At 74.5% G+C, this 24,040-nt stretch carries 21 protein-coding genes; 6 read left to right on the top strand and 15 right to left on the bottom strand.

Features of this window, described 5'->3' with window-relative positions; translation table 11 throughout:
• Positions 1 to 75: 75 nt before the first annotated feature.
• From E4A51_RS02325 to E4A51_RS02305, 5 genes are read right to left on the bottom strand one after another with little or no spacing between them, the layout of a single operon-like run.
• Positions 76 to 1,704: an alpha/beta hydrolase family protein gene (locus E4A51_RS02325; RefSeq protein ID WP_370297427.1), complete on the bottom strand. Its 1,629-nt coding sequence runs from the start codon at positions 1,702 to 1,704 to the stop codon at positions 76 to 78.
• 18 nt (positions 1,705 to 1,722) lie between these two features.
• Positions 1,723 to 2,643, bottom strand: a complete 921-nt coding sequence (gene era, locus E4A51_RS02320) for a GTPase Era (RefSeq protein ID WP_070320175.1) — start codon at positions 2,641 to 2,643, stop codon at positions 1,723 to 1,725.
• A complete protein-coding gene (locus E4A51_RS02315; protein WP_134850766.1) occupies positions 2,640 to 3,968 on the bottom strand; it encodes a hemolysin family protein in 1,329 nt (442 codons plus the stop codon). The genes era and E4A51_RS02315 overlap by 4 nt, the downstream gene beginning before the upstream one ends.
• Entirely contained in the window at positions 3,965 to 4,417 is a 453-nt protein-coding gene (gene ybeY / locus E4A51_RS02310; RefSeq protein WP_046528661.1) for an rRNA maturation RNase YbeY, read from the bottom strand. The genes E4A51_RS02315 and ybeY overlap by 4 nt, the downstream gene beginning before the upstream one ends.
• A complete protein-coding gene (locus E4A51_RS02305; RefSeq protein WP_046528662.1) occupies positions 4,414 to 5,415 on the bottom strand; it encodes a PhoH family protein in 1,002 nt (333 codons plus the stop codon). Before E4A51_RS02305 ends, ybeY begins: the two co-directional genes overlap by 4 nt.
• Positions 5,416 to 5,624: 209 nt before the next feature.
• Here E4A51_RS02305 and ppdK point away from each other — a divergent pair, with 209 nt between their 5' ends.
• Positions 5,625 to 8,345, top strand: a complete 2,721-nt coding sequence (gene ppdK, locus E4A51_RS02300; RefSeq protein ID WP_134850765.1) for a pyruvate, phosphate dikinase — start codon at positions 5,625 to 5,627, stop codon at positions 8,343 to 8,345.
• 166 nt (positions 8,346 to 8,511) lie between these two features.
• Here the strand turns inward: ppdK and E4A51_RS02295 are convergent, their stop codons facing one another.
• From E4A51_RS02295 to hrcA, 3 genes are all read right to left on the bottom strand, one after another.
• A complete protein-coding gene (locus E4A51_RS02295; protein WP_134850764.1) occupies positions 8,512 to 9,270 on the bottom strand; it encodes a 16S rRNA (uracil(1498)-N(3))-methyltransferase in 759 nt (252 codons plus the stop codon).
• A complete protein-coding gene (gene dnaJ / locus E4A51_RS02290; protein ID WP_046528665.1) occupies positions 9,267 to 10,391 on the bottom strand; it encodes a molecular chaperone DnaJ in 1,125 nt (374 codons plus the stop codon). The genes E4A51_RS02295 and dnaJ overlap by 4 nt, the downstream gene beginning before the upstream one ends.
• Before the next feature lie 82 nt (positions 10,392 to 10,473).
• Complete coding sequence (gene hrcA, locus E4A51_RS02285; RefSeq protein ID WP_046528666.1) at positions 10,474 to 11,496, bottom strand: heat-inducible transcriptional repressor HrcA; 1,023 nt, start codon at positions 11,494 to 11,496, stop codon at positions 10,474 to 10,476.
• A gap of 169 nt (positions 11,497 to 11,665) precedes the next feature.
• On the opposite strand from hrcA, the gene E4A51_RS02280 reads away from it, so the two are divergent.
• Positions 11,666 to 12,535 carry a DUF3097 domain-containing protein gene (locus tag E4A51_RS02280; protein WP_134850763.1) on the top strand — a complete coding sequence of 290 codons (870 nt, stop codon included), beginning with the start codon at positions 11,666 to 11,668 and terminating at the stop codon, positions 12,533 to 12,535.
• 66 nt (positions 12,536 to 12,601) lie between these two features.
• Here E4A51_RS02280 and E4A51_RS02275 read toward each other — a convergent pair whose 3' ends face one another.
• Complete coding sequence (locus E4A51_RS02275) at positions 12,602 to 13,561, bottom strand: hypothetical protein (protein ID WP_134850762.1); 960 nt, start codon at positions 13,559 to 13,561, stop codon at positions 12,602 to 12,604.
• A gap of 164 nt (positions 13,562 to 13,725) precedes the next feature.
• Between E4A51_RS02275 and E4A51_RS02270 the strand changes: the two genes are divergently transcribed.
• On the top strand, positions 13,726 to 14,115 hold the full coding sequence (locus E4A51_RS02270; RefSeq protein ID WP_046528669.1) for a DUF4870 domain-containing protein: 390 nt from the start codon (positions 13,726 to 13,728) through the stop codon (positions 14,113 to 14,115).
• 60 nt (positions 14,116 to 14,175) lie between these two features.
• Here the strand turns inward: E4A51_RS02270 and hemW are convergent, their stop codons facing one another.
• The gene (gene hemW / locus E4A51_RS02265; RefSeq protein WP_134850761.1) at positions 14,176 to 15,414 is read right to left on the bottom strand and encodes a radical SAM family heme chaperone HemW; all 1,239 of its coding nucleotides are present in this window, start codon (positions 15,412 to 15,414) and stop codon (positions 14,176 to 14,178) included.
• A gap of 31 nt (positions 15,415 to 15,445) precedes the next feature.
• Positions 15,446 to 17,326: a translation elongation factor 4 gene (lepA, locus tag E4A51_RS02260; RefSeq protein WP_046528671.1), complete on the bottom strand. Its 1,881-nt coding sequence runs from the start codon at positions 17,324 to 17,326 to the stop codon at positions 15,446 to 15,448.
• Positions 17,327 to 17,465: 139 nt separating this feature from the next.
• Here lepA and E4A51_RS02255 point away from each other — a divergent pair, with 139 nt between their 5' ends.
• The gene (locus E4A51_RS02255; protein WP_134850760.1) at positions 17,466 to 18,185 is read left to right on the top strand and encodes a maleylpyruvate isomerase family mycothiol-dependent enzyme; all 720 of its coding nucleotides are present in this window, start codon (positions 17,466 to 17,468) and stop codon (positions 18,183 to 18,185) included.
• 21 nt (positions 18,186 to 18,206) lie between these two features.
• Here the strand turns inward: E4A51_RS02255 and E4A51_RS02250 are convergent, their stop codons facing one another.
• Genes E4A51_RS02250 through E4A51_RS02240 form a run of 3 tightly spaced genes read right to left on the bottom strand, consistent with a single transcriptional unit; the run spans position 18,207 to position 21,546 of the window.
• Positions 18,207 to 19,046: a transglutaminase family protein gene (locus E4A51_RS02250; protein WP_070320165.1), complete on the bottom strand. Its 840-nt coding sequence runs from the start codon at positions 19,044 to 19,046 to the stop codon at positions 18,207 to 18,209.
• Complete coding sequence (locus tag E4A51_RS02245; RefSeq protein ID WP_046528674.1) at positions 19,043 to 19,972, bottom strand: alpha-E domain-containing protein; 930 nt, start codon at positions 19,970 to 19,972, stop codon at positions 19,043 to 19,045. The genes E4A51_RS02250 and E4A51_RS02245 overlap by 4 nt, the downstream gene beginning before the upstream one ends.
• Positions 19,966 to 21,546 carry a circularly permuted type 2 ATP-grasp protein gene (locus E4A51_RS02240; protein ID WP_046528675.1) on the bottom strand — a complete coding sequence of 527 codons (1,581 nt, stop codon included), beginning with the start codon at positions 21,544 to 21,546 and terminating at the stop codon, positions 19,966 to 19,968. The genes E4A51_RS02245 and E4A51_RS02240 overlap by 7 nt, the downstream gene beginning before the upstream one ends.
• A 70-nt stretch (positions 21,547 to 21,616) precedes the next feature.
• Here E4A51_RS02240 and E4A51_RS02235 point away from each other — a divergent pair, with 70 nt between their 5' ends.
• Together E4A51_RS02235 and rpsT are read left to right on the top strand one after the other, a co-directional pair.
• Complete coding sequence (locus tag E4A51_RS02235; RefSeq protein ID WP_233421163.1) at positions 21,617 to 22,141, top strand: type II toxin-antitoxin system PemK/MazF family toxin; 525 nt, start codon at positions 21,617 to 21,619, stop codon at positions 22,139 to 22,141.
• A gap of 145 nt (positions 22,142 to 22,286) precedes the next feature.
• The gene (rpsT, locus tag E4A51_RS02230) at positions 22,287 to 22,547 is read left to right on the top strand and encodes a 30S ribosomal protein S20 (protein WP_134850759.1); all 261 of its coding nucleotides are present in this window, start codon (positions 22,287 to 22,289) and stop codon (positions 22,545 to 22,547) included.
• Between the two features lie 118 nt (positions 22,548 to 22,665).
• On the opposite strand, the gene E4A51_RS02225 is transcribed toward rpsT, so the two are convergent.
• Positions 22,666 to 23,994: a helix-turn-helix domain-containing protein gene (locus E4A51_RS02225; RefSeq protein WP_134850758.1), complete on the bottom strand. Its 1,329-nt coding sequence runs from the start codon at positions 23,992 to 23,994 to the stop codon at positions 22,666 to 22,668.
• Positions 23,995 to 24,040: the final 46 nt, after the last annotated feature.

The following is a 24,040-nucleotide window of genomic DNA, read 5'->3' as shown; positions in this document are numbered from 1 at the left end:
CGCCTGCCAGAGTCATCGGCGCACATGGTGCCTCACCTGAGCGGTGCGGTTCACGTGCGTCCGTCCAGTTCACCCTCAGATGCCCAGCTGGTACACGCCCCAGTACGCGAGCACCACGAGCAGCACCGCCGAGCCCGTCAGCACCCCCCACGTCGCGAGGGTCCGCACCACGCCGGGCGCCACGGCGGCACCCGCGTGGTGCACGTCGTGCACGCGCCGGGCCAGCAGCACGGCCGCGAGCACGGCCACGACGCCGAGCAGACGCACCGCGACCCACCCGCCCTGCACGACCCACGCGTTGCGCTCGTAGTCCATCGCGAGCCGTGCGATGGCCACGAGGTACCAGATGAGCGCGAGCACGGTCACGACGCTCGCCGCCGCGAGCGCGGTCAGCCGGGCGGCGACCCCCCGCCCGAACAGCCGCGGGCCGTGCGTCGCGTCACGCGCCGGGGAGCGCCGCCGCGTGGTGCGCTGCACGACCCTGGTCGCGCCGACCGCGGCACCCGCGAGGAGCATCAGCGCGGGTGCGCCGACGACGAGGCCGAGCAGGACGTCGCCGTCGCGCAGCCACCGCGGCTGCGGCACGGGGCCGGCGACGTACGGCTGGAACGGCTGCGCGCCCGCGACGTGCGGCTCGGCGTCGCGCGTCCCGGGCAGCCCGAGGACCCAGCCGGACAGGTCGCGCAGGAACGTCGGCGCGACCTGCCCGCCCACGCGGATGCCGTGGTCGGCGTCCGCGTAGTAGCGGATCGTCACGTCCTCGTTGCCGGCGGCGGCGACGTCGTCGCGCACCTGCAGGGCGCCCTGCACGATCGGCATCGACGCGTCACCCGTGCCGTAGACGACCAGCACGGGCTGCGTCATGCGGCGCTGCCACGGCTCGACGTCGAAGTCGACGTACTCGAACCCGCCGCCGGGCATGGTCATGCCGACCGCGCGCGGGATCGCCCGGAACACCGCGTCCGGCACGCCCGTGTTGCGCAGGTACGCGTCGACCGCGAACGCGGCCTGCTGCCGCGGCGGCACGACCGGCGACGACACGAGGACCACGCCCTCGATCGCCGGGTCCTCGACCGCCATGACGGGCGCGATCCAGCCGCCCTCGCTCTCGGCGTACACGCTGACGCGGTCCGGGTCGACCTCGGGCCGGTCCCGCAGCAGGTCGACCGAGCGCAGGTAGTCCTGGGCCATCGCGACGTAGTCGCGGTGGCGGGTCGTGTACGTGTCGAGGCGCTTGTCCGGCACCATCGCGACGACGCCGTGCTCCGCGAGGCTGCGCGCCTGGGCGACGAACGCCTGCGCGAACTTCCCCGTGCCGGCACCGTGCACGAACACCACGCCCGGCAGCGGGCCCGGCGCCCCCACGGGGACGCTGATCCGCGCCTGGACGCTCGCACCGTCGAGCGGCACGGTCACGACGACCTCGCGGACGTCGTACGTGCGCAGCGACGGCGCAGCGCCGATCGCGGTGCGCGCCGTCTCGACCTCGATCACCCGCTCGAGCGGCTCGGGCGTCCAGCGCGGACCGAGGACGGCCCCGAGCACGGCGAGCAGCACGACGCCCAGCGCGACGCCCGCGACGACGCGGTACAGGTTCTCGGGGCGCCCGGCGGGCGCGCCGGGGTCGCGCCGGCGCACCACACGACGCCAGGTCGACGTGGTGGCGGCCGGCTCGGGTGCGCCGTCCTCCTGGGGTCCGGTCACCGCGGGAGCCACGTCACCTCAGAAGCCCAGCCTGCCGAGCTGCTTGGGGTCGCGCTGCCAGTCCTTGGCGACCTTGACGTGCAGGTCGAGGAAGACGCGCGCGCCGAGCAGCGCCTCGATCTGCGTGCGGGCGCGCGTGCCCACGTCGCGCAGGCGCGCGCCGGCGCGGCCGATGACGATGGCCTTCTGGCTGTCGCGCTCGACGTAGAGGTTGACGCGGACGTCGAGCAGCTGACGGCCGTCGGCGCCCGGGGGCTGCTCGCGCGGCACGATCTCCTCGACGACGACCGCGAGCGAGTGCGGGAGCTCGTCGCGCACGCCCTCGAGGGCGGCCTCGCGCACGAGCTCGGCGACCATGACCTGCTCGGGCTCGTCGGTCAGCTCGCCCTCGGGGTAGAGCGCCGGCCCCTCGGGCAGGTGCCCCACGAGCACGTCCGCGACGACGTCCACCTGGTAGCCGTCCTGCGCGGACACGGGCACGACGTCCGCCCACTCGCCGAGCTGGTCGACCGCGATCAGCTGCTCGGCGAGCCGCGCGCGCGGGACCTTGTCGGCCTTGGTGACGACCGCGACGACGGGCACGCCGGGGCGCCCCGGGGTCGCGAGCCGCGCGAGCTGCTCGGCGATGTAACGGTCGCCGGGGCCGATCTTCTCGTCGGCGGGCAGGCAGAACCCGACGACGTCGACCTCGGTGAGCGTGTCGCGCACGAGGTCGTTGAGGCGCTCGCCCAGCAGCGTGCGCGGACGGTGCAGCCCGGGGGTGTCGACGAGCACGAGCTGCGCGTCGTCGCGGTGGACGATCCCCCGCACGACGTGCCGCGTGGTCTGCGGGCGCCCCGACGTGATGGCGACCTTCTGCCCCACGAGCGCGTTGGTCAGCGTGGACTTGCCCGCGTTGGGGCGTCCCACGAAGCACGCGAAGCCGGACCGGTGCGTCACCGCGCCACCTCCGTCCCGTGGTCCGCGGCCGCGGGCACGCCGCGGCCGGGCGTGGCCTCGTGCGCCGCGCCGTCGTCCGCCGCGCGGTGCACCAGCACGGTCGCGAGCCGCTTGCGGCGCCCCTCGACGCGCTCGGCCTCGAGCCGCAGGCCGTGGATCTCGCCCACCGATCCCGGGAGCGGCACCTTGCCCAGCGCCTTGGCGAGCAGTCCCGCTGCCGTGTCCACGTCCTCGTCCTCCACCTCGATGCCGAACAGGTCCCCCAGCTCGTCGCGCCCCAGGCGCGCCGGGACACGGTAGCCGCCGTCGGGCAGCTCCTCGACACCCGGTGCGCTCGTGTCGTGCTCGTCGGTGAGCTCGCCGACGATCTCCTCGAGCGCGTCCTCGATCGTCACGAGGCCCGCGATGCCGCCGTACTCGTCGACGACGAGCGCGATGTGGCTCGACCCGTCGCGCAGCTCGCGGAGCAGCTCGTCGACCGGCTTGGACTCCGGGACGTAGACGGGCGGGCGCACGAGCGACGACGCGGGCGCGTCGAGCGGGTCGTCGCCGGGCGTGGCGCCGCGGGCGGGGATCCGGCGCACGACGTCCTTGAGGTACAGCACGCCGAGCATGTCGTCGACCGAGTCGCCGACGACGGGCACGCGCGAGAACCCGGAGCGCAGCAGAAGGGCGAGCACCTTGTGCAGCGGCGTGTCCGCGTGCGCGGTGATCATGTCGGTGCGCGGCACCATGACCTCGCGCGTGAGCGTGTCGCCCAGCTCGAGGACCGAGCGGAACATGTCGCGCTCGTCGTCCTCGAAGCCGTCGGACTCGCTCACGCGGTCGACCATGTCGCGCAGCTCGGTGTCGTCGACGCCCGCGGCGGCGACGGTCGGGTCGGCGCGCCGGCCCACGCCGCCCGCGACGGCCGTGACGACGAGCAGCAGGCGCGACAGCGCGGCGAGCACGCCGACGGGGTGCCGCCGGCCCATGCTGCGCGGGCTGACGCGCACGAGCAGGAACGCCACGACCGCGCACGCGGCGATCGCCAGCAGCGCGGTCGCCCACCAGGACAGCGAGCCGGCGCTGATCGCGAGCGTGAGGCACACCGTCGCGGTCATCTCGCCCAGCAGCCGCACGAACGACGCGGCCTGCGCGACCCGCGCGGGGTCGTCCACGAGCCGCCGCACGCGCTCCGCGGCGCCGGGCCGCTCGGCCTCGAGCTCGGCGACGCGCGAGCGCGTGACCCGCAGCACCGCGACCTCGCCGGCCGAGAGCGCGGCGGCCAGCACGATGCCCGCGACCGCGACGGCCACGAGGCCGGCGACGGGGACCCCGGTCATCGCCCGGCCAGGAACGTCAGCAGCAGCTGCCGCTGCAGCGCGAACATCTCCTTCTCCTCGTCGGGCTCGACGTGGTCGTACCCCAGCAGGTGCAGGATGCCGTGCGTCGTGAGCAGCAGCATCTCCTCGGCCGTCGAGTGCCCGGCGGTGCGCGCCTGGGTCGCGGCGACCTCGGGGCACAGCACGACGTCGCCGAGCACGCCGGGCCCCGCGGGCTCACCCTCGCGACCGGGCCGCAGCTCGTCCATGGGGAACGACAGGACGTCGGTCGGGCCGGGCTCGTCCATCCACCGCACGTGCAGGTCCGTCATCGTGGCCGTGTCGACCAGCCGCACGAACAGGTCGGCCTGCGGGTGCACGTGCATCGCGTCCATGACGTACCGGCCGAGCGCGGCGAACTCCGCCTCGTCGACCTCGACGCCCGACTCGTTGCTCACCTCGACGCTCATGCCCCGTCCCACCTCGCGTACGCGTCGATGATCTCTCCCACCAACCGGTGCCGGACCACGTCCTTCGACGTCAGCCGGCAGAACTCGACGTCCTCGACACCCGCGAGGACCTTCTCGACGACCCGCAGCCCCGACGTGGTCGCGCTCGGCAGGTCGACCTGGGTGACGTCCCCCGTCACGACGACCTTGGACCCGAAGCCCAGGCGCGTGAGGAACATCTTCATCTGCTCGACCGACGTGTTCTGCGCCTCGTCGAGGATGATGAACGCGTCGTTCAGCGTGCGCCCGCGCATGTACGCGAGCGGCGCGACCTCGATCGTGCCGGCCTCCATGAGCCGCGGGATCGACTCGGGGTCGACCATGTCGTGCAGCGCGTCGTACAGCGGCCGCAGGTACGGGTCGATCTTCTCGGACAGCGACCCGGGCAGGAACCCGAGCCGTTCGCCGGCCTCGACCGCGGGGCGCGTCAGCACGATGCGGTTGACCCTGCGCGCCTGCAGCGCCTGCACGGCCTTGGCCATCGCGAGGTACGTCTTGCCGGTGCCCGCCGGCCCGATGCCGAACGTCACGGTGTTGCGCTCGATCGCGTCGACGTAGTCCTTCTGGCCCGCCGTCTTCGCGCGGATCGTGCGCCCGCGCGTCGACAGGATGTTGAAGGTCAGGACGTCGGCGGGACGCGCGCCGGAGTCGGCCGTAAGCATCGTCACCGACCGCTGCACGACCTCGGGGCTCAGCGGCGTGCCCGCGGCGGCCATCTCGACGAGCTCGTCGACCAGGCGCGTGACGAGCGCGACGTCGCCCGCGGGCCCCGCGAGCGTGACCTCGTTGCCGCGCACGTGGACGTCGACGGTCGCGAAGCCGTCCTCGATGCTGCGCAGGACCTCGTCGCGCAGCCCGAGCAGCTCGACCATCGACACGTCCGGCGGGACGGTGATGCGGTGCTCGACGCGCGCGTGCCGCGGCTCGGGGACGCTGGCGGTGGGGGTGGGCTCGGCCATGTGCTCGGCGGCTGCCGTGCGCTCCTTCTCTCGTGGGTGGCCCGGCGGCTGCGGGCACGCCTCCATCCTACGGCGCAGGTCCCACGAGGGCCCGCGAGTTCCCGCCGTCGTGGGCCCTTCGTCCCCGGGCGTCCGGGTCGGGGCAGGAGAACACTGGCAGGAGGCCGTCGGGCAACGGAGCCTGACGGGTGCGACCCGGAGGAGGCACCGTGGCCCGCTACGTGAAGGACTTCAGCGAGGGCGACAAGGACCAGAAGGACCTGCTCGGCGGCAAGGGCGCGAACCTCGCCGAGATGACCCGGCTCGGCCTGCCGGTCCCGCCGGGCTTCACGATCACGACCGAGGCGTGCCGCGCGTACCTGCGCACGGGCGAGGTGCCGCCCGAGCTGCGCGTCGAGGTGACGATGGCGGTCCGGCACCTCGAGGACGAGCTCGGCCGCCGGCTCGGGGACTTCCACGACCCGCTGCTGGTGTCGGTGCGCTCGGGCGCGAAGTTCTCGATGCCCGGCATGATGGAGACGGTCCTCAACGTCGGGCTGAACGACGCGTCCGTGCAGGGCCTGGCCGAGCTGTCGGGCGACGAGCGGTTCGCGTGGGACTCCTACCGCCGGCTGATCCAGATGTTCGGACGCACGGTGCTCGGCATCGACGCCGACCTGTTCGCCGACGCTCTCGACAAGGCGAAGGCCGGGCGTGGCGTGACGGCCGACGTCGACCTCGACGCGCAGGACCTGCGCGCGCTCGTCGGCACGTACAAGCAGATCGTGCGCGACGAGTCGGGGCGCGAGTTCCCGCAGCACCCGCGCGAGCAGCTCGACATGGCGATCGTCGCGGTCCTGGACTCGTGGGGCACCGAGCGCGCGCGTCTCTACCGCCGCAAGGAGCGGATCCCCGACGACCTCGGCACGGCGGTCAACGTCTGCACGATGGTGTTCGGCAACCTGGGGCCGACGTCGGGCACGGGCGTGGCGTTCACGCGGGACCCCGCGACGGGCCGCACGGGCGACTACGGCGACTACCTGGTGAACGCGCAGGGCGAGGACGTGGTCGCCGGCATCCGCAACACGCTGTCGCTGGCCGACCTCGAGCAGGTCGACCCCGCGGCGTACGCCGAGCTGCGCCAGGCGATGCGCCGCCTCGAGACGCACTACCGCGACCTGTGCGACATCGAGTTCACGATCGAGCGCGGCAAGCTGTGGATGCTGCAGACGCGCGTCGGCAAGCGCACGGCGCCGGCCGCGTTCCGGATCGCGTGCCAGCTGGTCGACGAGCACCTCATCACGATGGACGAGGCGCTCTCGCGCGTGTCGGGCGCGCAGCTCGCGCAGCTGCAGTTCCCGCAGTTCGCACCCGCCCCCGACGGCGCGGCCGACCGCGTGCTGCTGACGCGCGCGATGCCCGCGTCGCCGGGCGCCGCGGTCGGCCGCGCGGTGTTCGACCCCGCGACCGCGCAGGAGTGGGCCGCGCGCGGCGAGGACGTCGTGCTCGTGCGGCGCGAGACCAACCCCGACGACCTGGGCGGCATGATCGCCGCGGTGGGCGTGCTGACGGCGCGCGGCGGCAAGACGTCGCACGCCGCGGTCGTGGCGCGCGGCATGGGGCGCACGTGCGTCGTCGGCGCGGAGGAGCTGGTCGTCGACCAGGCCGACCGCTCGCTCACCGCGCGCGGCCGCACGGTGCGCGAGGGCGACGTGCTCGCGATCGACGGGACGAGCGGCGAGGTGTTCCTGGGCGACGTGCCCGTCGTGCCCTCCCCCGTGCAGCGGTACCTCGAGGACGGTCTGGACGCCGCGCTCGAGGCGGCGCCCGACGACGAGACGCGCGACCTCGTGCGCGCCGTCGACCGGATCCTGCGGCACGCCGACACGACCCGGCGCCTGCACGTGCACGCCAACGCCGACACGGCGCAGGACGCCGCGCGGGCGCGCCGCCTGGGCGCGCAGGGCATCGGCCTGTGCCGCACCGAGCACATGTTCCTCGGCGAGCGGCGCGTGCTCGTCGAGCGGGTCGTGCTCGCCGCGGACGACACGCAGCGGCAGGCCGCGCTCGACGCGCTGCTGCCGCTGCAGCGCGCCGACTTCACGGACCTGCTGGAGGCGATGGACGGCCTGCCGACGACCATCCGCCTCATCGACCCGCCGCTGCACGAGTTCCTGCCGGACCTCACCGAGCTGTCCGTCAAGGTCGCCCTCGCGGCCGAGCGCGGCGAGGTCGACGACGGCGACGTGGCCCTGCTCGCCGCGGTGCGGCGCATGCACGAGGCCAACCCGATGCTCGGCCTGCGCGGCGTACGGCTCGGGCTGGTGGTCCCCGGGCTGTTCGACCTGCAGATCCGCGCCGTGTGCGAGGCGGTCGCGGCACGGCTGGCCGCGGGCGGCGACCCGCACGCCGAGATCATGGTGCCGCTCGTGGGCTCGGTGCAGGAGCTGCGGCTCGTCCGCGAGCGCGCGCTGACCATCATGGCCGAGGTCGGCGCGGAGCGGGGCGTGCCGGTCGAGCTGCCCGTCGGCTGCATGATCGAGCTGCCGCGCGCGGCGCTCACGGCGGACCGCATCGCGACCCAGGCGGCGTTCTTCTCGTTCGGCACGAACGACCTCACGCAGACCACGTGGGGCTTCAGCCGCGACGACGTCGAGGGCGCGTTCTTCGCGCAGTACACCGCCAACGGCGTGCTGTCGGTGTCGCCGTTCGAGACGATCGACGTCAAGGGCGTCGGGCAGCTCGTCGAGACGGCGGTCCGGTTGGGCCGCGCGACGCGTCCCGACCTCACGCTCGGCGTGTGCGGCGAGCACGGCGGCGACCCCGAGTCGATCCGGTTCTTCGACGCCGTCGGCCTCGACTACGTGTCCTGCTCGCCGTTCCGGGTGCCGGTCGCGCGGCTCGAGGCGGGCCGCGCGGCGGTCGAGCACGAGGGCAGCGACTCGCGCTGACCGGCGCGACGGGCGGGCTGGATCGCCCTCTCACCGCGAGAGTGCGATCCAGTCCCACCACTCACCGCGAGAGAGCGATCCAGCCCCACCCGACCCACCGCGAGAGCGCGATCCAGTCCCCCGCACCGCGAGAGCGCGATCCGACGGCGCACCGCGCCGGGCGGGCTCAGCCCCAGCGGCCGAGCCGGTCGGCGAGCATCGCGAGCGCGACCGGGCCCGCGGTCGACGTGCGCAGCACGTGCGGCCCGAGCCGGCAGGTCAGCGCGCCGGCCCCGGTGAGCGCGTCGAGCTCGCGGTCGCTGATGCCGCCCTCGGGGCCCACCACGACCAGCAGGTCGCCGGCGGCGGGCGGCGTGACCTCGTGCAGCGGTCGCGTCGCGCTCTCGTGGAGCACGACGACGACCCCGCCCGCGGCCACCACGTCGGCGACGTGCGCGACGAGCCCCTTGCCGTCGAGGGCCTGCTCGACGAGCGGCACGCACGCGCGGCGCGACTGCTTGGTGGCCGTGCGCACCGTCCCGATCCACCGTGCGCGGCTCTTCTGCGCGCGGTCGCCCCGCCAGATGACGACCGAGCGCTCGGCCTGCCACGGCACGACCACGTCGACGCCGACCTCGGTCGCCGCCTCGATCGCCATCTCGTCGCGGTCGCCCTTGGCGAGCGCCTGCACGAGCACGAGCCGCGGCGACGGCGCGGGCTCGCGCACGACGTCCTCGACGTCGATCCGCACGCCCTCGGGACCGGCGGCGCGCACACGCCCGAGCAGCCGGACGCCCGCGCCGTCGACGACGTCGACGCGTTCGCCCGGCCCGCGGCGCTGCACGACGCCCGCGTGCCGCCCCTCGGTCCCGTCGAGCAGGAACTCCCCGCCCGCGACGACGTCGTCGAGCCGCCCGGCGTCGACGAGGAAGACCGGTGCGCTCACCGGCCCGTGAGCTTGTCGCGCAGCTTGGAGAACACGCCCGGGTGGGCGGCCGCGAGCCGCGCCTCGGGGCGCTCCTCGCCGCGCAGCGCGGCGAGCCGCCGCAGCAGCTCCGCCTGCTCGTCGTCGGCGGGCGTGGGCACCTGGACCTCGACGTGCACGTGCAGGTCGCCGCGGCCTCCCACGTGCAGGTGGCCGACGCCCAGCCCCTTGAGCGTGACGACCTGCCCGGGCTGGGTGCCGGGGCGCAGGTCGACCTCGCGCTCGCCGTCGAGCGTCTCCATGGTGAGCACCGTGCCGAGCGCCGCCGCCGTCATGGGGACCTGCAGGGTCGCGTGCAGGTCGTCGCCCTTGCGCACGAACGTCTCGTGCTTGCGCTCGCGCACCTCGAGGTAGACGTCGCCGGCAGGGCCGCCCGCGGGGCCGACCTCGCCCTGGCCCGTGAGCTTGATGCGCGTGCCGGTGTCGACGCCCGCCGGCACGTCGACGGACAGCGTGCGCCGCGAGCGCACGCGCCCCTCGCCCGCGCACTCGGTGCACGGCTCGGGGATGACCGTGCCGAACCCGTGGCACGCCGCGCACGGCTGCGTCGTCATGACCCGGCCGAGGAACGATTGCGCGACGCGCTGCACCGAGCCGCGCCCGCCGCAGACGTCGCACGTGCGGGGCGACGTGCCCGGGCGGCAGCACGTGCCGCCGCACGTCGGGCACAGCACCGCGGTGTCGACCTGGATCTCGCGGTGCACGCCGAACGCGGCCTCGGCGAGGTCGAGGTCGAGGCGCACGAGCGCGTCCTGGCCGCGCCGCGCGCGCGGCGCGGGACCGCGCGGCGCACCGCCGCCGGCGGCGCCGAAGAACGTCTCGAAGATGTCCTGGAACCCGAAGCCGCCGCCCATGCCGCCGCCGGGCGACGACGGGTCGGCGCCCATGTCGTACGCGCGCCGCTTGTCGGGGTTGCCGAGCACGTCGTACGCGCGCGACACGTCCTTGAACCGCTCCTCGGTGGCGGCGTCCGTCCCCGCGACGTCGGGGTGCAGCTCGCGTGCGAGCTTGCGGTACGCCTTCTTGATCTGCTCGGGCGTCGCGTCGCGCGCGACGCCCAGGATCTCGTAGTAGTCGGTCACGTGGCGTGGTGCTCGCTTCCTGCTCGTGCGTGGCGTGGACGGGCCTGCGCGGGGCGCCGGACGGCGCGTGCGCGGCGCGCCGTCAGCCCGCGAGGATCCGGGTCAGGTACCGGGCGACGGCACGCACCGCCGCCATGGTCTGGGGGTAGTCCATGCGCAGCGGGCCGACCGACCCGAGCACGGCGACCGACGACCCGTCGCCGCCGTAGCCGCTGGTGACGATGCTGGTCTCCGCGAGGCCCTCGTGCTGCGTCTCGCGCCCGATGCGCACCGCGACGCCCGAGGCGTCCTCGGCCATCTCCGACAGCAGCCGCAGCAGCACGACCTGCTCCTCGAGCGCCTCGAGGACCGGGCCGAGGGTGTGCGCGAAGTCGGCGCCCGCGCTGCGCGCGAGGTGCGAGGCGCCGGCGACGACCACGCGCTCCTCGCTCTCCTGCGCCAGGGTCTCGGAGACCACCGCGACGACGGCGCGCACGAGGTCGCCGCCCGCGGGCGTGAACTCCGCCGCGAGGTCCTGCAGCGCGCCGTCCAGCTCGGCCAGCCGCATCCCGGCGGCCGCGACGTTGAGGCGCACGCGCAGACGCGCGACGACCGACTCGTCGAGGTCCTCGCGGAGCTCGAGCGTGCGCTGCTCGACGCGCCCGGTGGTCGTGATGATGACGACCAGCAGGTGCCGCGCGCCGACGGGCACGAGCTCGACGTGCCGCAGGGCCGAGCGCCGCAGCGACGGGTACTGCACGACCGCGACCTGGTGGGTCAGCTGCGCGAGCAGCCGCACGGCGCGGTCGATGACGTCGTCGAGGTCGACCGCCTCCTCCAGCAGCAGGCCGATCGCGCGCTTCTCGGCCGCCGAGAGCGGCTTGACGCCCGAGAGCTGGTCGACGAACACGCGGTAGCCGAGGTCGGTGGGCACGCGACCGGCCGAGGTGTGCGGCTGGACGATGAGCCCGGCGTCCTCGAGCGCGGCCATGTCGTTGCGGATCGTCGCCGGCGACACGCCGAGCGCGTGCCGCTCGGTGAGCGCGCGCGACCCGACCGGCTCGCGCGTCGCGACGTAGTCCTCGACGATCGCGCGCAGCACGTCCAGCCGACGGTCCTCGCTCATCTCGCCTCCTCCGTCGCCCGTGCGCCCACCCGTGCGGGGGGCGCCCCGCGGCCCGTGACGTAGCACTCGCCCGGACCGAGTGCCAATTCTACGCGGTCCCTCCGGCGGGACCACGGCGAGGCAGCGCGTCACCCGTCACGTCCCGCACGGACCTCCTAGAGTCTCCCGCGTGACCCACGACCGCTACGGCTCCGACGTGCTGTCGTCGGACCGCTCCGCCCCCCGCACCGCGCACCACCGCCCGCCGCGCACGGCGCGCGACCAGCCGGCCGAGCACGGCCTCGTCGTCGAGGACGTCGAGACCGGCTGGGTCGGCGCGGTCGTGCGGGTCGAGAAGTCCGGCGGGCAGCACGTCGTCGTGCTCGAGGACCGGCGGGGCCGCACGCGGACCTTCCGGCTCGGCCCGGGGTTCTGGGTCGACGGCGAGCCCGTCGTCCTCACCGCGCCCGTGACGTCCCGCGCGCCCGCCCGGCCGACCCGCACCGCGTCCGGGTCGGTCGCCGTGCCCGACGCACCGGCGCGCGTCGCGCGCGGGTCGCGCATCTGGGTCGAGGGCAAGCACGACGCCGAGCTCGTCGAGAAGGTGTGGGGCGACGACCTGCGCGTCGAGGGCGTCGTGGTCGAGCTGCTCGACGGCGTGGACCACCTCGCCGACGCGCTGCGCGACTTCCGGCCGAGCGCCGACCGGCGCGTCGGCGTGCTCGTGGACCACCTCGTGCCGGGGTCGAAGGAGAGCCGGATCGCCGCCGAGGCCGTCCGCGGCGTGCCCGCGGGCACGGTCCTGGTGCTGGGGCACCCCTACGTCGACGTGTGGCAGGCCGTGCGCCCCGAGCGGCTCGGGCTCACGTCGTGGCCCGCGATCGAGCGCGGCACCGAGTGGAAGCGCGGGATCCTGCGCGAGCTCGGGTGGCCGGCCGCCGAGCAGGCGGACGTCGCGCGCGCGTGGCAGCGGATCCTGCGCTCGGTGCGCTCGTACGCGGATCTCGAGCCGAGCCTGCTGGGACGCGTCGAGGAGCTCATCGACTTCGTCACCGCCTGACACGACTCGGCACGACGAGGCCCGCCCGGGGAGCCCGGGCGGGCCTCGTGCCGTGCACCGGGGCCGTCAGGCCGCGATCTGCCCGTTCGTCACGCGGCGGTACGCGTACGCGGAGAACAGCGCGGCGACCGGGCCGGCGACCAGCACGCCGACGAAGCAGGCGATGATGCCGACCACGACGATCGCGATGGCGACGAGCACCACGAGCACCGAGGACCCGACGTTGCGGGTCTGGAGCTGCACCGACTCGCGGATCGCGTCGATCGCGCCGAGGTTGCGGTCGACGATCAGGTGGTAGCCGAAGAACACGAAGTACGTGATGGCGATCTGCGCGAGCGCGCCGAAGAACGGGATGAACGTGAGGACCCCGTTGGCGACCGCGAGCAGCAGGCCCAGCACGAACACCTGGGCCACGTGCGAGAAGTCGAACATGTCGGCCAGCGACACCGGACGCCCGGCCGTGACCTTGAGCGCGGTGCCGATGACCGCGGCGCTGAACAGCGACCCCAGCAGGATCGTCACGGCCGTGATGACCGCACCCGCGATGCCGGCCGAGGCCAGCGCGAAGCCGGCGCCGACGCCGCTGCCGTCGCGGCCGATCAGCGAGCCGAAGCCGCCGAAGATGCCCGAGACGAGCGACGTCACGACGCTGATGCCGATGCCCCACAGCAGCGTGCCGACCAGGAACGTCACCCAGTTCTGACCGAACTTGGAGAACGCCCACGAGAAGCCGTTGCCGATGTCGACCTGGCCCGGTGCCGGCGCGTACGGCTGGCCGTAGGGCTGCTGGCCATAGGGCTGCTGGCCGTAGGGCTGACCCGCCGGCTGGCCGTACGGCGACGCCGGCGGCGTGGTGCCGTACCCCGGGGGCGGCGGGTAGGCGCCGCCCGGGGGCGGGGTGGGCGCGCCCGGCTGCGGCGCGGCGGGCGGCACGTCGCCGCCCGGCTGGCCGTAGCCCGGCGGGGGCGGCGGCACGTCGCGGCCGTCCTCGTCGCGGGGCGGCACGCCCCCGGTGTTCTCGCTCATCAAGGACCCTCCAGGTCACAGGAAGGGACGTGGGCCGTCCCGCGGGTCAGAGAACCGAAACGCGACAGAACGTGTCAAGTCCAGAAGTCCCGATCCCGCCACGTGCACCCGTCCGCACCTGTACGCTACGCGCGGACTTCACCCCCTGCGACCGGAGCACCCACGTGACCCACCCCGCCGACGGGCCACCGGCCTGGGGCCCGCCGCCACCCGCCCCGCCGCTGCGGCCCGACGAGGAGCGCACGTGGGCGATCCTGGCGCACGTGCTCCCGCTGCTCGGCCTCGGTTTCGTGCCGCCGCTCGTCGTGTGGCTCGTCTTCCGCGGCCGCGGGCCGTTCCTCGAGCACCACGCCAAGGAGTCGCTCAACTTCCAGCTCGCGTCGCTCGTCGCCCTCGCCCTGGCGGCCGTGGTGGCCGTCGTGACGTTCGGGCTGCTGTCGCCGGTGCTGCTCGGCGTGCTCGTGGCGTGGGTCGTGCTCGGCGTCCTCGCGGCCGTCGCCGCGAGCCGCTGGGAGTGGTACCGCTACCCGCTGACGATCCGCTTCGTCCCCTGACGGCGACGCCGCCGGTCCGTGGCGGGTCCGGCGAGCGCCGGCACCGGGGCGGACGGCGCGTCAGACGACGAGCGCGCGCACCACGGCGTCGGCCAGCAGCCGCCCGCGACGCGTGAGGACGACCCGGCGCTCGCCGTCGGCACCCAGCGCAGCGCGGCCGTCGACCAGGCCGTCCGCGACGAGCCCCGCGACCGCGGCCCGCGCCGCGGGCTCGAGGTCGGCGACCGGCAGCCCCTCGGCCACGCGCACGCCCAGCATGACGCGCTCGAGCTGCGCGGTGCCCGCGTCGACGAGCTCGCGGCCCGCGGCCGGGCTCAGCCCGCGTCCCAGCCGGTCCGCGTAGGCGCGCGGGTGCTTGACGTTCCACCACCGCACGCCGCCGACGTGGCTGTGGGCGCCCGGGCCGATCCCCCACCAGTCGTCCCCGCGCCAGTACCCGAGGTTGTGCTGCGACGCGTCCGCGGGCGTGCGGGCCCAGTTGCTCACCTCGTACCAGCGCAGCCCGGCGGCCGTGAGCAGGTCGTCGACGAGCTCGTACTTGGTCGCCTGGTCGTCCTCGTCGGGCAGCGTCAGCTCGCCGCGGCGCACCTGCACCGCCATGCGCGTGCCGGGCTCGACGACCAGCGCGTACGCGCTGACGTGGTCGACCCCGGTGCTCAGCGCGACGTCGACCGAGCGCCGCCAGTCGTCGAGCGACTCCCCCGGCGTGCCGTAGATGAGGTCGAGCGAGACCCGCAGCCCCGCGTCGCGCGCCCACCGCACGACGTCCGGGACCCGCGCGGGGTCGTGCGTGCGCTCGAGCGTCGCGAGCACGTGCGGCACGGCCGACTGCATGCCGAACGACACGCGCGTGACGCCGCCCGCCGCGAGGCGCGCGAGCCCCTCGGGCGTCACCGAGTCGGGGTTGGCCTCGGTCGTGACCTCGGCGCCGGGCGCGAGCCCCCACGTGTCGCGCACGCCGGCCAGCAGGCGCACGAGGTCGTCGACCGGCAGCAGCGTCGGCGTGCCGCCGCCGACGAACACGGTCGACACCGTGCGGTGCGGCACGCCCGCGTCCCGCAGCACGCGGTCGGCGAGCGCGACCTCGCCGAGGGCGGTCGACGCGTACGCGTCGAGGCTCGCGCCCCCGCCCAGCTCGGTCGCGGTGTAGGTGTTGAAGTCGCAGTACCCGCAGCGCACGGCGCAGAAGGGCACGTGCAGGTAGACGCCGAACCGGCGCGCGTCGGCACCGGCCGCCGCCGACGCGGGCAGCGCGCCGTCGGGCGGTGCGGGGTCGCCGTCGGGCAGCGCCGGGCTCACGCGGCGCCGCCCTCGACGAGCGCCGTCGCGCTCACTTCTTCTTCGCGTCCTTCGCGTCCTTGCCGCCGCTGCCGCCGTCGGACGAGAGCGCGGCGATGAAGGCCTCCTGCGGCACGTCGACCCGACCGATGGTCTTCATGCGCTTCTTGCCCTCCTTCTGCTTCTCGAGCAGCTTGCGCTTGCGGCTGATGTCGCCGCCGTAGCACTTGGCGAGGACGTCCTTGCGCATCGCGCGGATGGTCTCGCGCGCGATGATCCGCGAGCCGATCGCGGCCTGGATCGGCACCTCGAACTGCTGGCGCGGGATGAGCTCCTTGAGCTTGGCCGTCATCATGACGCCGTACGCGTACGCCTTGTCCTTGTGGACGATCGCGCTGAACGCGTCGACCTGCTCGCCCTGCAGCAGGATGTCGACCTTCACGAGGTCGGCGGCCTGGTCGCCGGTCGTGTCGTAGTCGAGGCTCGCGTACCCGCGCGTGCGCGACTTGAGGTGGTCGAAGAAGTCGAACACGATCTCGGCGAGCGGCAGCAGGTAGCGCATCTCGACGCGGTCCTCGGACAGGTAGTCCATGCCCTGCAGGTCGCCGCGCCGCGACTGGCACAGCTCCATGATCGTGCCGACGAACTCCGACGGCGTGAGGATCGTGGCCTTGACGACCGGTTCGCGGACCTCGCGGATCTTGCCCGCGGGGAACTCGCTCGGGTTCGTCACGACGACCTCGGTGCGGTCCTCGAGCGTGACGTCGTAGACGACGTTCGGCGCGGTCGAGATGAGGTCGAGGTCGAACTCGCGCTCGAGCCGCTCGCGCACGATCTCCAGGTGCAGCAGGCCGAGGAACCCGACACGGAAGCCGAAGCCGAGCGCGACCGACGTCTCGGGCTCGTAGTTCAGCGCGGCGTCGTTGAGCTTGAGCTTGTCGAGCGCGTCGCGCAGCGCCGGGTAGTCGGACCCGTCGATCGGGTACAGGCCCGAGAAGACCATGGGCTTGGGGTCGGAGTACCCGCCCAGCGCCTGGTCCGCGGGCTTGGCCGCGTTCGTCACGGTGTCGCCGACCTTCGACTGGCGCACGTCCTTCACGCCGGTGATGAGGTAGCCGACCTCGCCGACGCCCAGGCCCTTGGTCGGCACGGGCTCGGGCGCGATGACGCCGATCTCGAGGAGCTCGTGCGTCGCGCGCGTCGACATCATGACGATGCGCTCGCGCGGGTCGAGTCGGCCGTCGACGACACGGACGTAGGTGACGACGCCGCGGTAGGTGTCGTACACGGAGTCGAAGATCATCGCGCGGGCCGGCGCGTCGGCGTCGCCGACCGGCGCCGGCACGGTCTGCACGATCCGGTCGAGGAGCGCCTCGACGCCCTCGCCGGTCTTGCCGGACACCTTGAGCACGTCGGCCGGGTCGCCGCCGACGAGCCCCGCGATCTCCTCGGCGTACTTCTCGGGTTGCGCGGCCGGCAGGTCGATCTTGTTGAGCACGGGGATGATCTGCAGGTCGTTCTCGAGCGCGAGGTAGAGGTTCGCGAGCGTCTGCGCCTCGATGCCCTGCGCGGCGTCGACGAGCAGCACGGCGCCCTCGCACGCGGCGAGCGAGCGCGAGACCTCGTACGTGAAGTCGACGTGGCCGGGCGTGTCGATCATGTTGAGCGCGTACGGCGTGCCGTCGAGCTCCCACGGCATGCGCACGGCCTGCGACTTGATCGTGATGCCGCGCTCGCGCTCGATGTCCATGCGGTCGAGGTACTGCGCGCGCATGGCACGCGCCTCGACGACGCCCGTGAGCTGCAGCATGCGGTCGGCGAGCGTCGACTTGCCGTGGTCGATGTGCGCGATGATGCAGAAGTTGCGCAGCAGCTCGGGCGCGGTCGCCGACGGGCGGATCCGCGCGGCGGCGGTGGCGGACGGGATGGGCAACTCGGCGTTCTCCGGCTTCTGGACGGGCTCGACGGGCGCTCGCGCCGACGGCGCTCGAGCACGCGCGCGGCGTGATCACGACGGTCGGTGGCGGCCCCGGCCCTGTCGGGGTGTCGGTGGCGGGCAGCACCATGGTCCCATGACGGACGCCCTGGGCCACCCACCCGTCGCGACGACGGCCGTGCTGGCGGATCTGCAGGACCGGTTCCTCGCGTCGATGCGCGAGGTCGACGCCGAGGTGCGCGTGCCCTGGTGCGGCCGCTGGCGCGTGCGGAACCTCGTCGAGCACCTGGGCCGGATCCACCACTGGGCGGCCGGCCAGGCGCGGCGCCGCCAGGAGACGCCGCTCGGCCGCGGGCCGTTCGTGCTCGACGCGTTCTACGCCGCGCAGGCCGCCGAGCTCCGCGAGACGCTCGCCGGGCTCGACCCCGACGCGCCCGCGTGGACGCTCGACGACTCCGGCGTCGTGCGCTTCTGGCACCGCCGCCAGGTGCACGAGACGCTCGTGCACCTGTGGGACCTGCACACGGCGGGCGGCCTGCCGCTCGACGTGGCGCCCGCGCTCTGGGCCGACACGGTCGACGAGGTCGTCGCGGTCATGCACCCGCGCCAGGTGGCCCTGGGGCGCGCACCCGAGCTGCCGGGGCGGGTGCGGCTCGTGGCCGACGACGCGCACGGCACGTGGGACACGACGGCGGCACCCGACGCGCCCGCGGAGCCGTCGGTCGTCGTCCACGGGCCCGCCGAGCGGCTCGCGCTGCTGCTGTGGGGCCGCACGACGCCCGCCGACGCCGCGCTGGCGATCACGGGCGACCGCGCCGCGCTCGACGCGGCGCTCGCGGGGCGGATCACGCCGTGACGCGCGCCGAGGAGCGGCCGGTCACGCCTCGCGCGTGATCCGCACCCGCACCACGAGGTCCTGCGTCTGCGCGCCCGCGTAGATGCCGCGCAGGGGCGCGACGTCGTCGTAGCAGCGTCCGCGCGCGAGGACCACGTGGTGCTCGCCCGCCGGCACGCGGTTGGTCGGGTCGTAGCCGTACCACTCGCCGGCCCACCACTCGACCCACGCGTGCGACTCCCCCGTGACCGTCGTCCCGACCTCGCCCGACGAGTCCGGGTGCAGGTACCCCGAGACGTACCGCGCGGGCACGCCGATCGCGCGCAGCGCACCGAGCGCGAGGTGTGCCATGTCCTGGCACACGCCCGTCCGGCTCGCCCACGCCTCGGCCGCCGGCGTGTGCACGGTGGTGACCCCGGGGATGTACTCCATCTCGTCGCGCAGCGCGCGGCACACCGCCTCCGCGGCCGCCGCCGGCTCGAGCCCCTCGGCCGCGGACCGCGCGAGCGCGACGACGTCGTCGGGGACGTCGGTGGCGTCGGTCGTGCCGAGGTGCTCCGCGAGCCGGTCGCGCACCTCGGGCCCGTGCAGCACGTCCCACGCGACCGACTGCGACGGCGCCGCGCGCTCGGCCACCTCGACGACGTGCTCGGCCGTCAGCACGAGCGAACGGTGCGGCGCGATCACCTCGAACGCGGTGACGTGCGTGCCCCAGTAGTCACGGAAGTCGTGCGACCACGTCTGCGGCTGGATCTCGAGCCGCGTCTCCAGCACCGACTGGCCCGGCAGCGACAGCGGCGTCATGCGCGCCTCGTTGTACGACGCGACGACCGGGTCGGCGTACCGGAACGTCGACGTGTGGACGATCCGCAACCTGCTCACAGCGCCTCCCCGACCCACGTCAGCTCCGCCCCGGACGGGAAGTACCGCGCTCGGATCGCGTCGGACGCCGCCGAGCACGCCCGCTGCACGAGCTCCATCTCGCGCGGGAGGTCGTCGAGGACCTCCAGCAGCGGCCGGTACTCGAGGTTCGAGCGCACGTGCCCGATGTGCCGGCGCGCGTCGTCGATGCCGGCGCGGTCCGCGACGGGCTCGAGCGCCGTGAGCGAGGCCTCCGCCTCGTTGAGCGCGTACACGATGGACCGCGGGAACAGCCGGTCGAGCAGCAGGAAGCCCGCGGCACGCTCGTCGGACGCCGTGCCGCGGTACGTCCGCAGGAACGCCTCGTGCGCACCGCACGAGCGCAGCAGCGTCGACCACCCCGGGCCGGCGGACCCGAGCAGCGCGCGCGTCGTCAGCAGACGGGCGGTCATGTCGGCGCGCTCGATCGCGCGGCCCAGCACCAGGAAGTGCCACGTCTCGTCGCGCGACGTGGTGGACTCCACGATCCCCGCGACGATCGCGGCCCGCTCGCGCACCCACGTGAAGTAGTCGTGCGGTCGTGCCGGCCGCATCTGCGAGGGCAGCTGGTTCCAGCTCGCGTTGAGGCACTCCCACAGCTCGGTCGAGACGATCTCGCGCGCGCGCCGCGCGTTCTCGCGCGCCGCGACCAGCGCACCGGCGATCGACGACGGCGAGAACCTGTCGTACCCGAGCACGTCGAGCACGTGCTCGCGCCCCACCTCGACGTGGTCCGGCGGCGCCGGGCGGTCCATCACGGACAGCAGCGAGCGGCAGGCCAGGTCCTCCTCGGCCCACGGGTCCTCGAGCAGGATCTGCACGTGGACGTCGAGGAGGCGCGCGGTGTCGTCGGCGCGCTCGACGTAGCGGCCGATCCAGAACAGCGACTCCGCGATGCGGCTCAGCACGTCGTCCCCCCGACCGCGAGCGTCTGCTGCTGCTGCATGACCTGCACGCGCCGGTCCGACGGGTTCGAGTCGATCGGGACCGACGCGTCCTTCGGCACGGTCTGCGGCACCGTCTGCCCCGTGCCGGGCGCGCGGCGCGGCACGCGCCCCCCGAGCACCCAGGTGTCCTTCGACCCGCCGCCCTGCGACGAGTTCACGACGAGCTGCCCCTCCGGCAGCGCGACGCGCGTCAGCCCGCCGGGCAGCACGTAGACCGACTCGCCGTCGTTGACGGCGAACGGCCGCAGGTCGACGTGCCGGGGCCGCAGACCGTCCTCGACGAGCGTGGGCACGGTCGACAGCTGCACGACCGGTTGCGCGATCCAGCCGCGGGGGTCCTCGCGGAGCCGCCCGCGCAGCTCGTCCAGCTCGGATCGCGTCGCCCGCGGCCCCACCACGAGCCCCTTGCCCCCGGAGCCGTCGACGGGCTTGACCACGAGCTCGTGCAGGCGGTCGAGGACCTCCTCGAGCGCGCCGGGGTCCTCCAGGCGCCACGTGTCGACGTTCGGCAGGATCGGGTCCTCGCCCAGGTAGTACCGGATGAGGTCGGGCACGTACGTGTACAGCAGCTTGTCGTCCGCGACCCCGTTGCCGACCGCGTTCGCGAGCGTCACCGTGCCGAGGCGCGCGCACGTCATGAGGCCGGGGCAGCCCAGCAGCGAGTCCGAGCGGAACACGACCGGGTCGAGGAACTCGTCGTCGACCCGGCGGTAGATGACGTCGACGCGGCGCCGGCCCCGCGTCGTACGCATCCACACGCGCCCGCCCGCGACGTACAGGTCGCGTCCCTCGACGAGCTCGACGCCCATGGTGCGCGCGAGCAGCGTGTGCTCGAAGTACGCCGAGTTGTACACGCCCGGCGTCAGCACGACGACCGTGGGGTCGTCGACGCCCGCCGGCGCCGCGGCCATGAGCGCGGCGAGCAGGCGCCGCGAGTAGTCGACGACCGGCCTGATCCGCAGTGTCGCGAACAGCTCGGGGAACGTCTGGGCCATCGCGCGGCGGTTGGACAGCACGTAGCTGACGCCCGACGGGACGCGCACGTTGTCCTCCAGGACCCGCCAGCCGCCGAGCGAGTCGCGCACGAGGTCGATGCCCGACACGTGCACGCGCACGCCGTTGGGCGGCTCGACGCCGCGCGCGGCGCGGTGGAAGTGCGTCGAGGACACGACGACCGAGCGCGGCACGACGCCGTCGGCGACCGCCTTCTGCGGGCCGTACACGTCGGCGAGGAACGCCTCGAGCGCACGCACCCGCTGCGAGACCCCGGGCGCGACGTGCTCCCACTCGTCACCCGCGAGGACGCGCGGCACGACGTCGAGCGGGAACGGCCGCTCCTCGCCCGCGAAGTCGAAGGTCACGCCCTGCTTGAGGTACGAGCGCGCGAGCGTGTCGGCCCGGGCCCGCAGCTCGCCCGCCGAGAGCTGCGCGAGCGCCGAGTGCACCTGCCGGTACGCCGCGCGGGCCTCGCCCTCCGGCCCGATCATCTCGTCCCACGCGGTCCCCGCCGGGTAGTCGTCGAAGAGGTCCGCCATGCCGCGAATGTAGCCGGACCGTGTCAACGTCGCGTTACGGGACGCACCGCTCACCCCTAGGCTCCTGGACGTGCGCACCGGACGACTGGCGGGACTGCTGCGGCAGGCCACGCGTGCCCTGCTCGCGCCGACGCGCGAGCGGGCGCCGCAGACCCGACCCGGCCCTTCCGCGCCGTCCGCGGGAGGCGCTGCGACCACGCCGTCGGGCGGGGGCGTCCGACCCGCGTACGCGCCGCGCGACGACGGCCGGCCCGACCCCGGCGAGGTCGTCTGGACGTGGGTGCCCTACGAGGAGGACGCCACGCGCGGCAAGGACCGCCCCGTCCTCGTGCTGGCCGTCGAGGGCCCCGTGATCGTCGCGCTCATGCTCACGAGCAAGGACCACGACCGCGACGCCGCGGACGAGGCACGGCACGGCCGGACGTGGCTCGACGTCGGCACGGGCGCGTGGGACCCCCGCGGGCGGCCGAGCGAGGTCCGGCTCGACCGCGTGCTGCGCCTGCCCGCCGACGCGGTGCGCCGCGAGGGCGCCGCGCTCGACCGGCGGCGCTACGACGCCGTGGTGCGCGCCGCCGCACGGCTGCACGGCTGGTAGCATCGTCAGTTGCGTGTCCGCTCCGGGTCGGTGTGGACACACGCGCAGGCCTTTCCCGAGGGTGTCCCCACGCCCCAGTCCCGGCGCTGCGCACGCCCTCTACGACCTGTCAGATCGCTTCGGCGAACACAAAGAGAGTCCACACGTGGCGAACATCAAGTCCCAGATCAAGCGCATCCGCACGAACGAGAAGGCCCGGCTGCGGAACAAGGCCGTCAAGTCGGAGCTGAAGACGTACGTGCGTCGCGTCCGCGAGGCCGTCGCCGGTGGCGACAAGGAGGCTGCCGCGACCGCGCTCACGGTCGCCTCGTGCAAGCTCGACAAGGCCGTGTCGAAGGGCGTGATCCACGCCAACCAGGCCGCGAACCGCAAGTCGGCGCTGGCGAAGGCCGTCAACGGCCTCTGAGCCCGCCGCGCAGCTTCCACCTGCGCGCACGGTCACCTCGCGGTGACCGCACGAACGCCGGAAGGGCGGCACCCCCGCGGGGGTGCCGCCCTTCCGGCGTTCGTGCGTCGGCGCCGCCTCAGCTCTCCAGCGCCCACGTCTCGCGCGGCACGCCCGCCGGGACCGACGGCTGGAAGCCGGCCTCGCGCAACGCGCGGTCGAAGGCCCGGGCCGCGGCCTCGACGTCACCGCGCCGCAGGTACCGGTCGCCCAGGTCACGCCAGACGCCCGCCGAGTGCCGGGTCGCCGCCATCATGCCGAGCATGTCGGCACCGCGCTGGTACGCGTCGGCAGCCCCGTCGTGGTCGCCCTGCGCGTCGAGCACGTCGCCGAGCGCGATCCGGGCCGTGGCCGCCTCCAGACGCGGCGCGTCCCCCAGACCCGCGAGCGCCGCCCGCGCGTCCGTCTCGGCCGCGGCACGGTCGCCGAGCAGCAGGTGCGCGCGCGAGCGCTCGACCTGCAGCCGCGCGACGTCGAGCGCCGACCCGACCGCCGTCAGCCCCGGCTCGGCCCGCTCGATCTGCTCGAGCGCACCACGCGGGTCCGCCGGGTCCGAACGCAGCAGGAGCCACGCGTAGTTGACGCGCAGCCGCGGCAGGTCGCGGTCCGGCTCACCCTCCGAGAGCAGTGCGAGCGCGCGCTCGGTGTAGCGCTGCGCGAGCTCGTAGTCGCGACGCTGCTCCGCGACGAGCGCGGCGTTCCAGTAGACGCTGCCACGCCCCCGGGGGGTGCCGAGCGACTCGGCGAGCCGCACGAGCTCGGCCGCGCGGTGCGTCGCGTAGAGCAGGTCCCCCCGCTCGACGTACGCCCACAGCACGGTCGACGCGAGGCGCAGGTGCTCGTCGGTGCCGACGAGGTCGGCGCCGTCCAGCTCGGCGAGCGTGCGCTCCCCGACCTCGACCGCGCGGTGCAGGTCCCCTGCCTCGAGGTAGCAGCCCACGAGCGCGGTCGTGAGGGTCGCCGCGCGCAGGTGGTCCGGGCGCTGCTGCGTCTCGAGGAGCAACGGCTCCAGGAGCGCGATCGCGGTCTCGAGCTCACCCAGCAGCTCGTGCGCGCGTGCGAGCGTGGTGTGCGCCTCGATGCGCAGCGTGGGCGTCACGACCGAGAGGTCGAGCCCGACGATCCGCTGGACGGTGCCAGCCGCGTCCCCGCTGGCCAGGTCCAGCCGCGCGTAGTCGAGCTCGAGTCGCGTGCGGGCCTCGTTGGGGCCGTCCTCGCCGTGCTTGAGGAACTCGAGCGTGGTGCCGAGCCGCTCGGCCAGCACGCCGAGCGCGGCGTCCGTCGGCTCGCGGTGCCCGGCCTCGATGAGGGAGATGTAGCTGGGCGAGAACGCGCTGCCCGCCAGGGCCGTCTGGGAGAGCCCAGCGGCCAACCGCGCCTCGCGGACACGGTCACCGATAGTCGTCATGAGAAGTCATTGTACGTATGACCTCTGGGTGCGCCAGACCCCATCG

It is taken from the genome of Cellulomonas sp. HD19AZ1 (assembly GCF_004535805.1).
Taxonomy (GTDB): Bacteria; Actinomycetota; Actinomycetes; order Actinomycetales; family Cellulomonadaceae; genus Cellulomonas; species Cellulomonas iranensis.
The sequence above is the reverse complement of the archived record's forward strand: the minus strand, read 5'-3'. Positions and strand labels throughout refer to the sequence as shown.

Excerpts from the sequence above, each read along its gene's own strand:
- E4A51_RS02315 (WP_134850766.1), bottom strand. The coding sequence starts at position 3,968 with ATGACCGGGGTCCCCGTCGCCGGCCTCGTGGCCGTCGCGGTCGCGGGC.
- ybeY (WP_046528661.1), bottom strand. The coding sequence starts at position 4,417 with ATGAGCGTCGAGGTGAGCAACGAGTCGGGCGTCGAGGTCGACGAGGCG.
- E4A51_RS02305 (WP_046528662.1), bottom strand. The coding sequence starts at position 5,415 with ATGGCCGAGCCCACCCCCACCGCCAGCGTCCCCGAGCCGCGGCACGCG.
- hrcA (WP_046528666.1), bottom strand. The coding sequence starts at position 11,496 with ATGAGCGAGGACCGTCGGCTGGACGTGCTGCGCGCGATCGTCGAGGAC.
- E4A51_RS02275 (WP_134850762.1), bottom strand. The coding sequence starts at position 13,561 with ATGAGCGAGAACACCGGGGGCGTGCCGCCCCGCGACGAGGACGGCCGC.
- E4A51_RS02255 (WP_134850760.1), top strand. The coding sequence starts at position 17,466 with ATGACGGACGCCCTGGGCCACCCACCCGTCGCGACGACGGCCGTGCTG.
- E4A51_RS02240 (WP_046528675.1), bottom strand. The coding sequence starts at position 21,546 with ATGGCGGACCTCTTCGACGACTACCCGGCGGGGACCGCGTGGGACGAG.
- E4A51_RS02225 (WP_134850758.1), bottom strand. The coding sequence starts at position 23,994 with ATGACGACTATCGGTGACCGTGTCCGCGAGGCGCGGTTGGCCGCTGGG.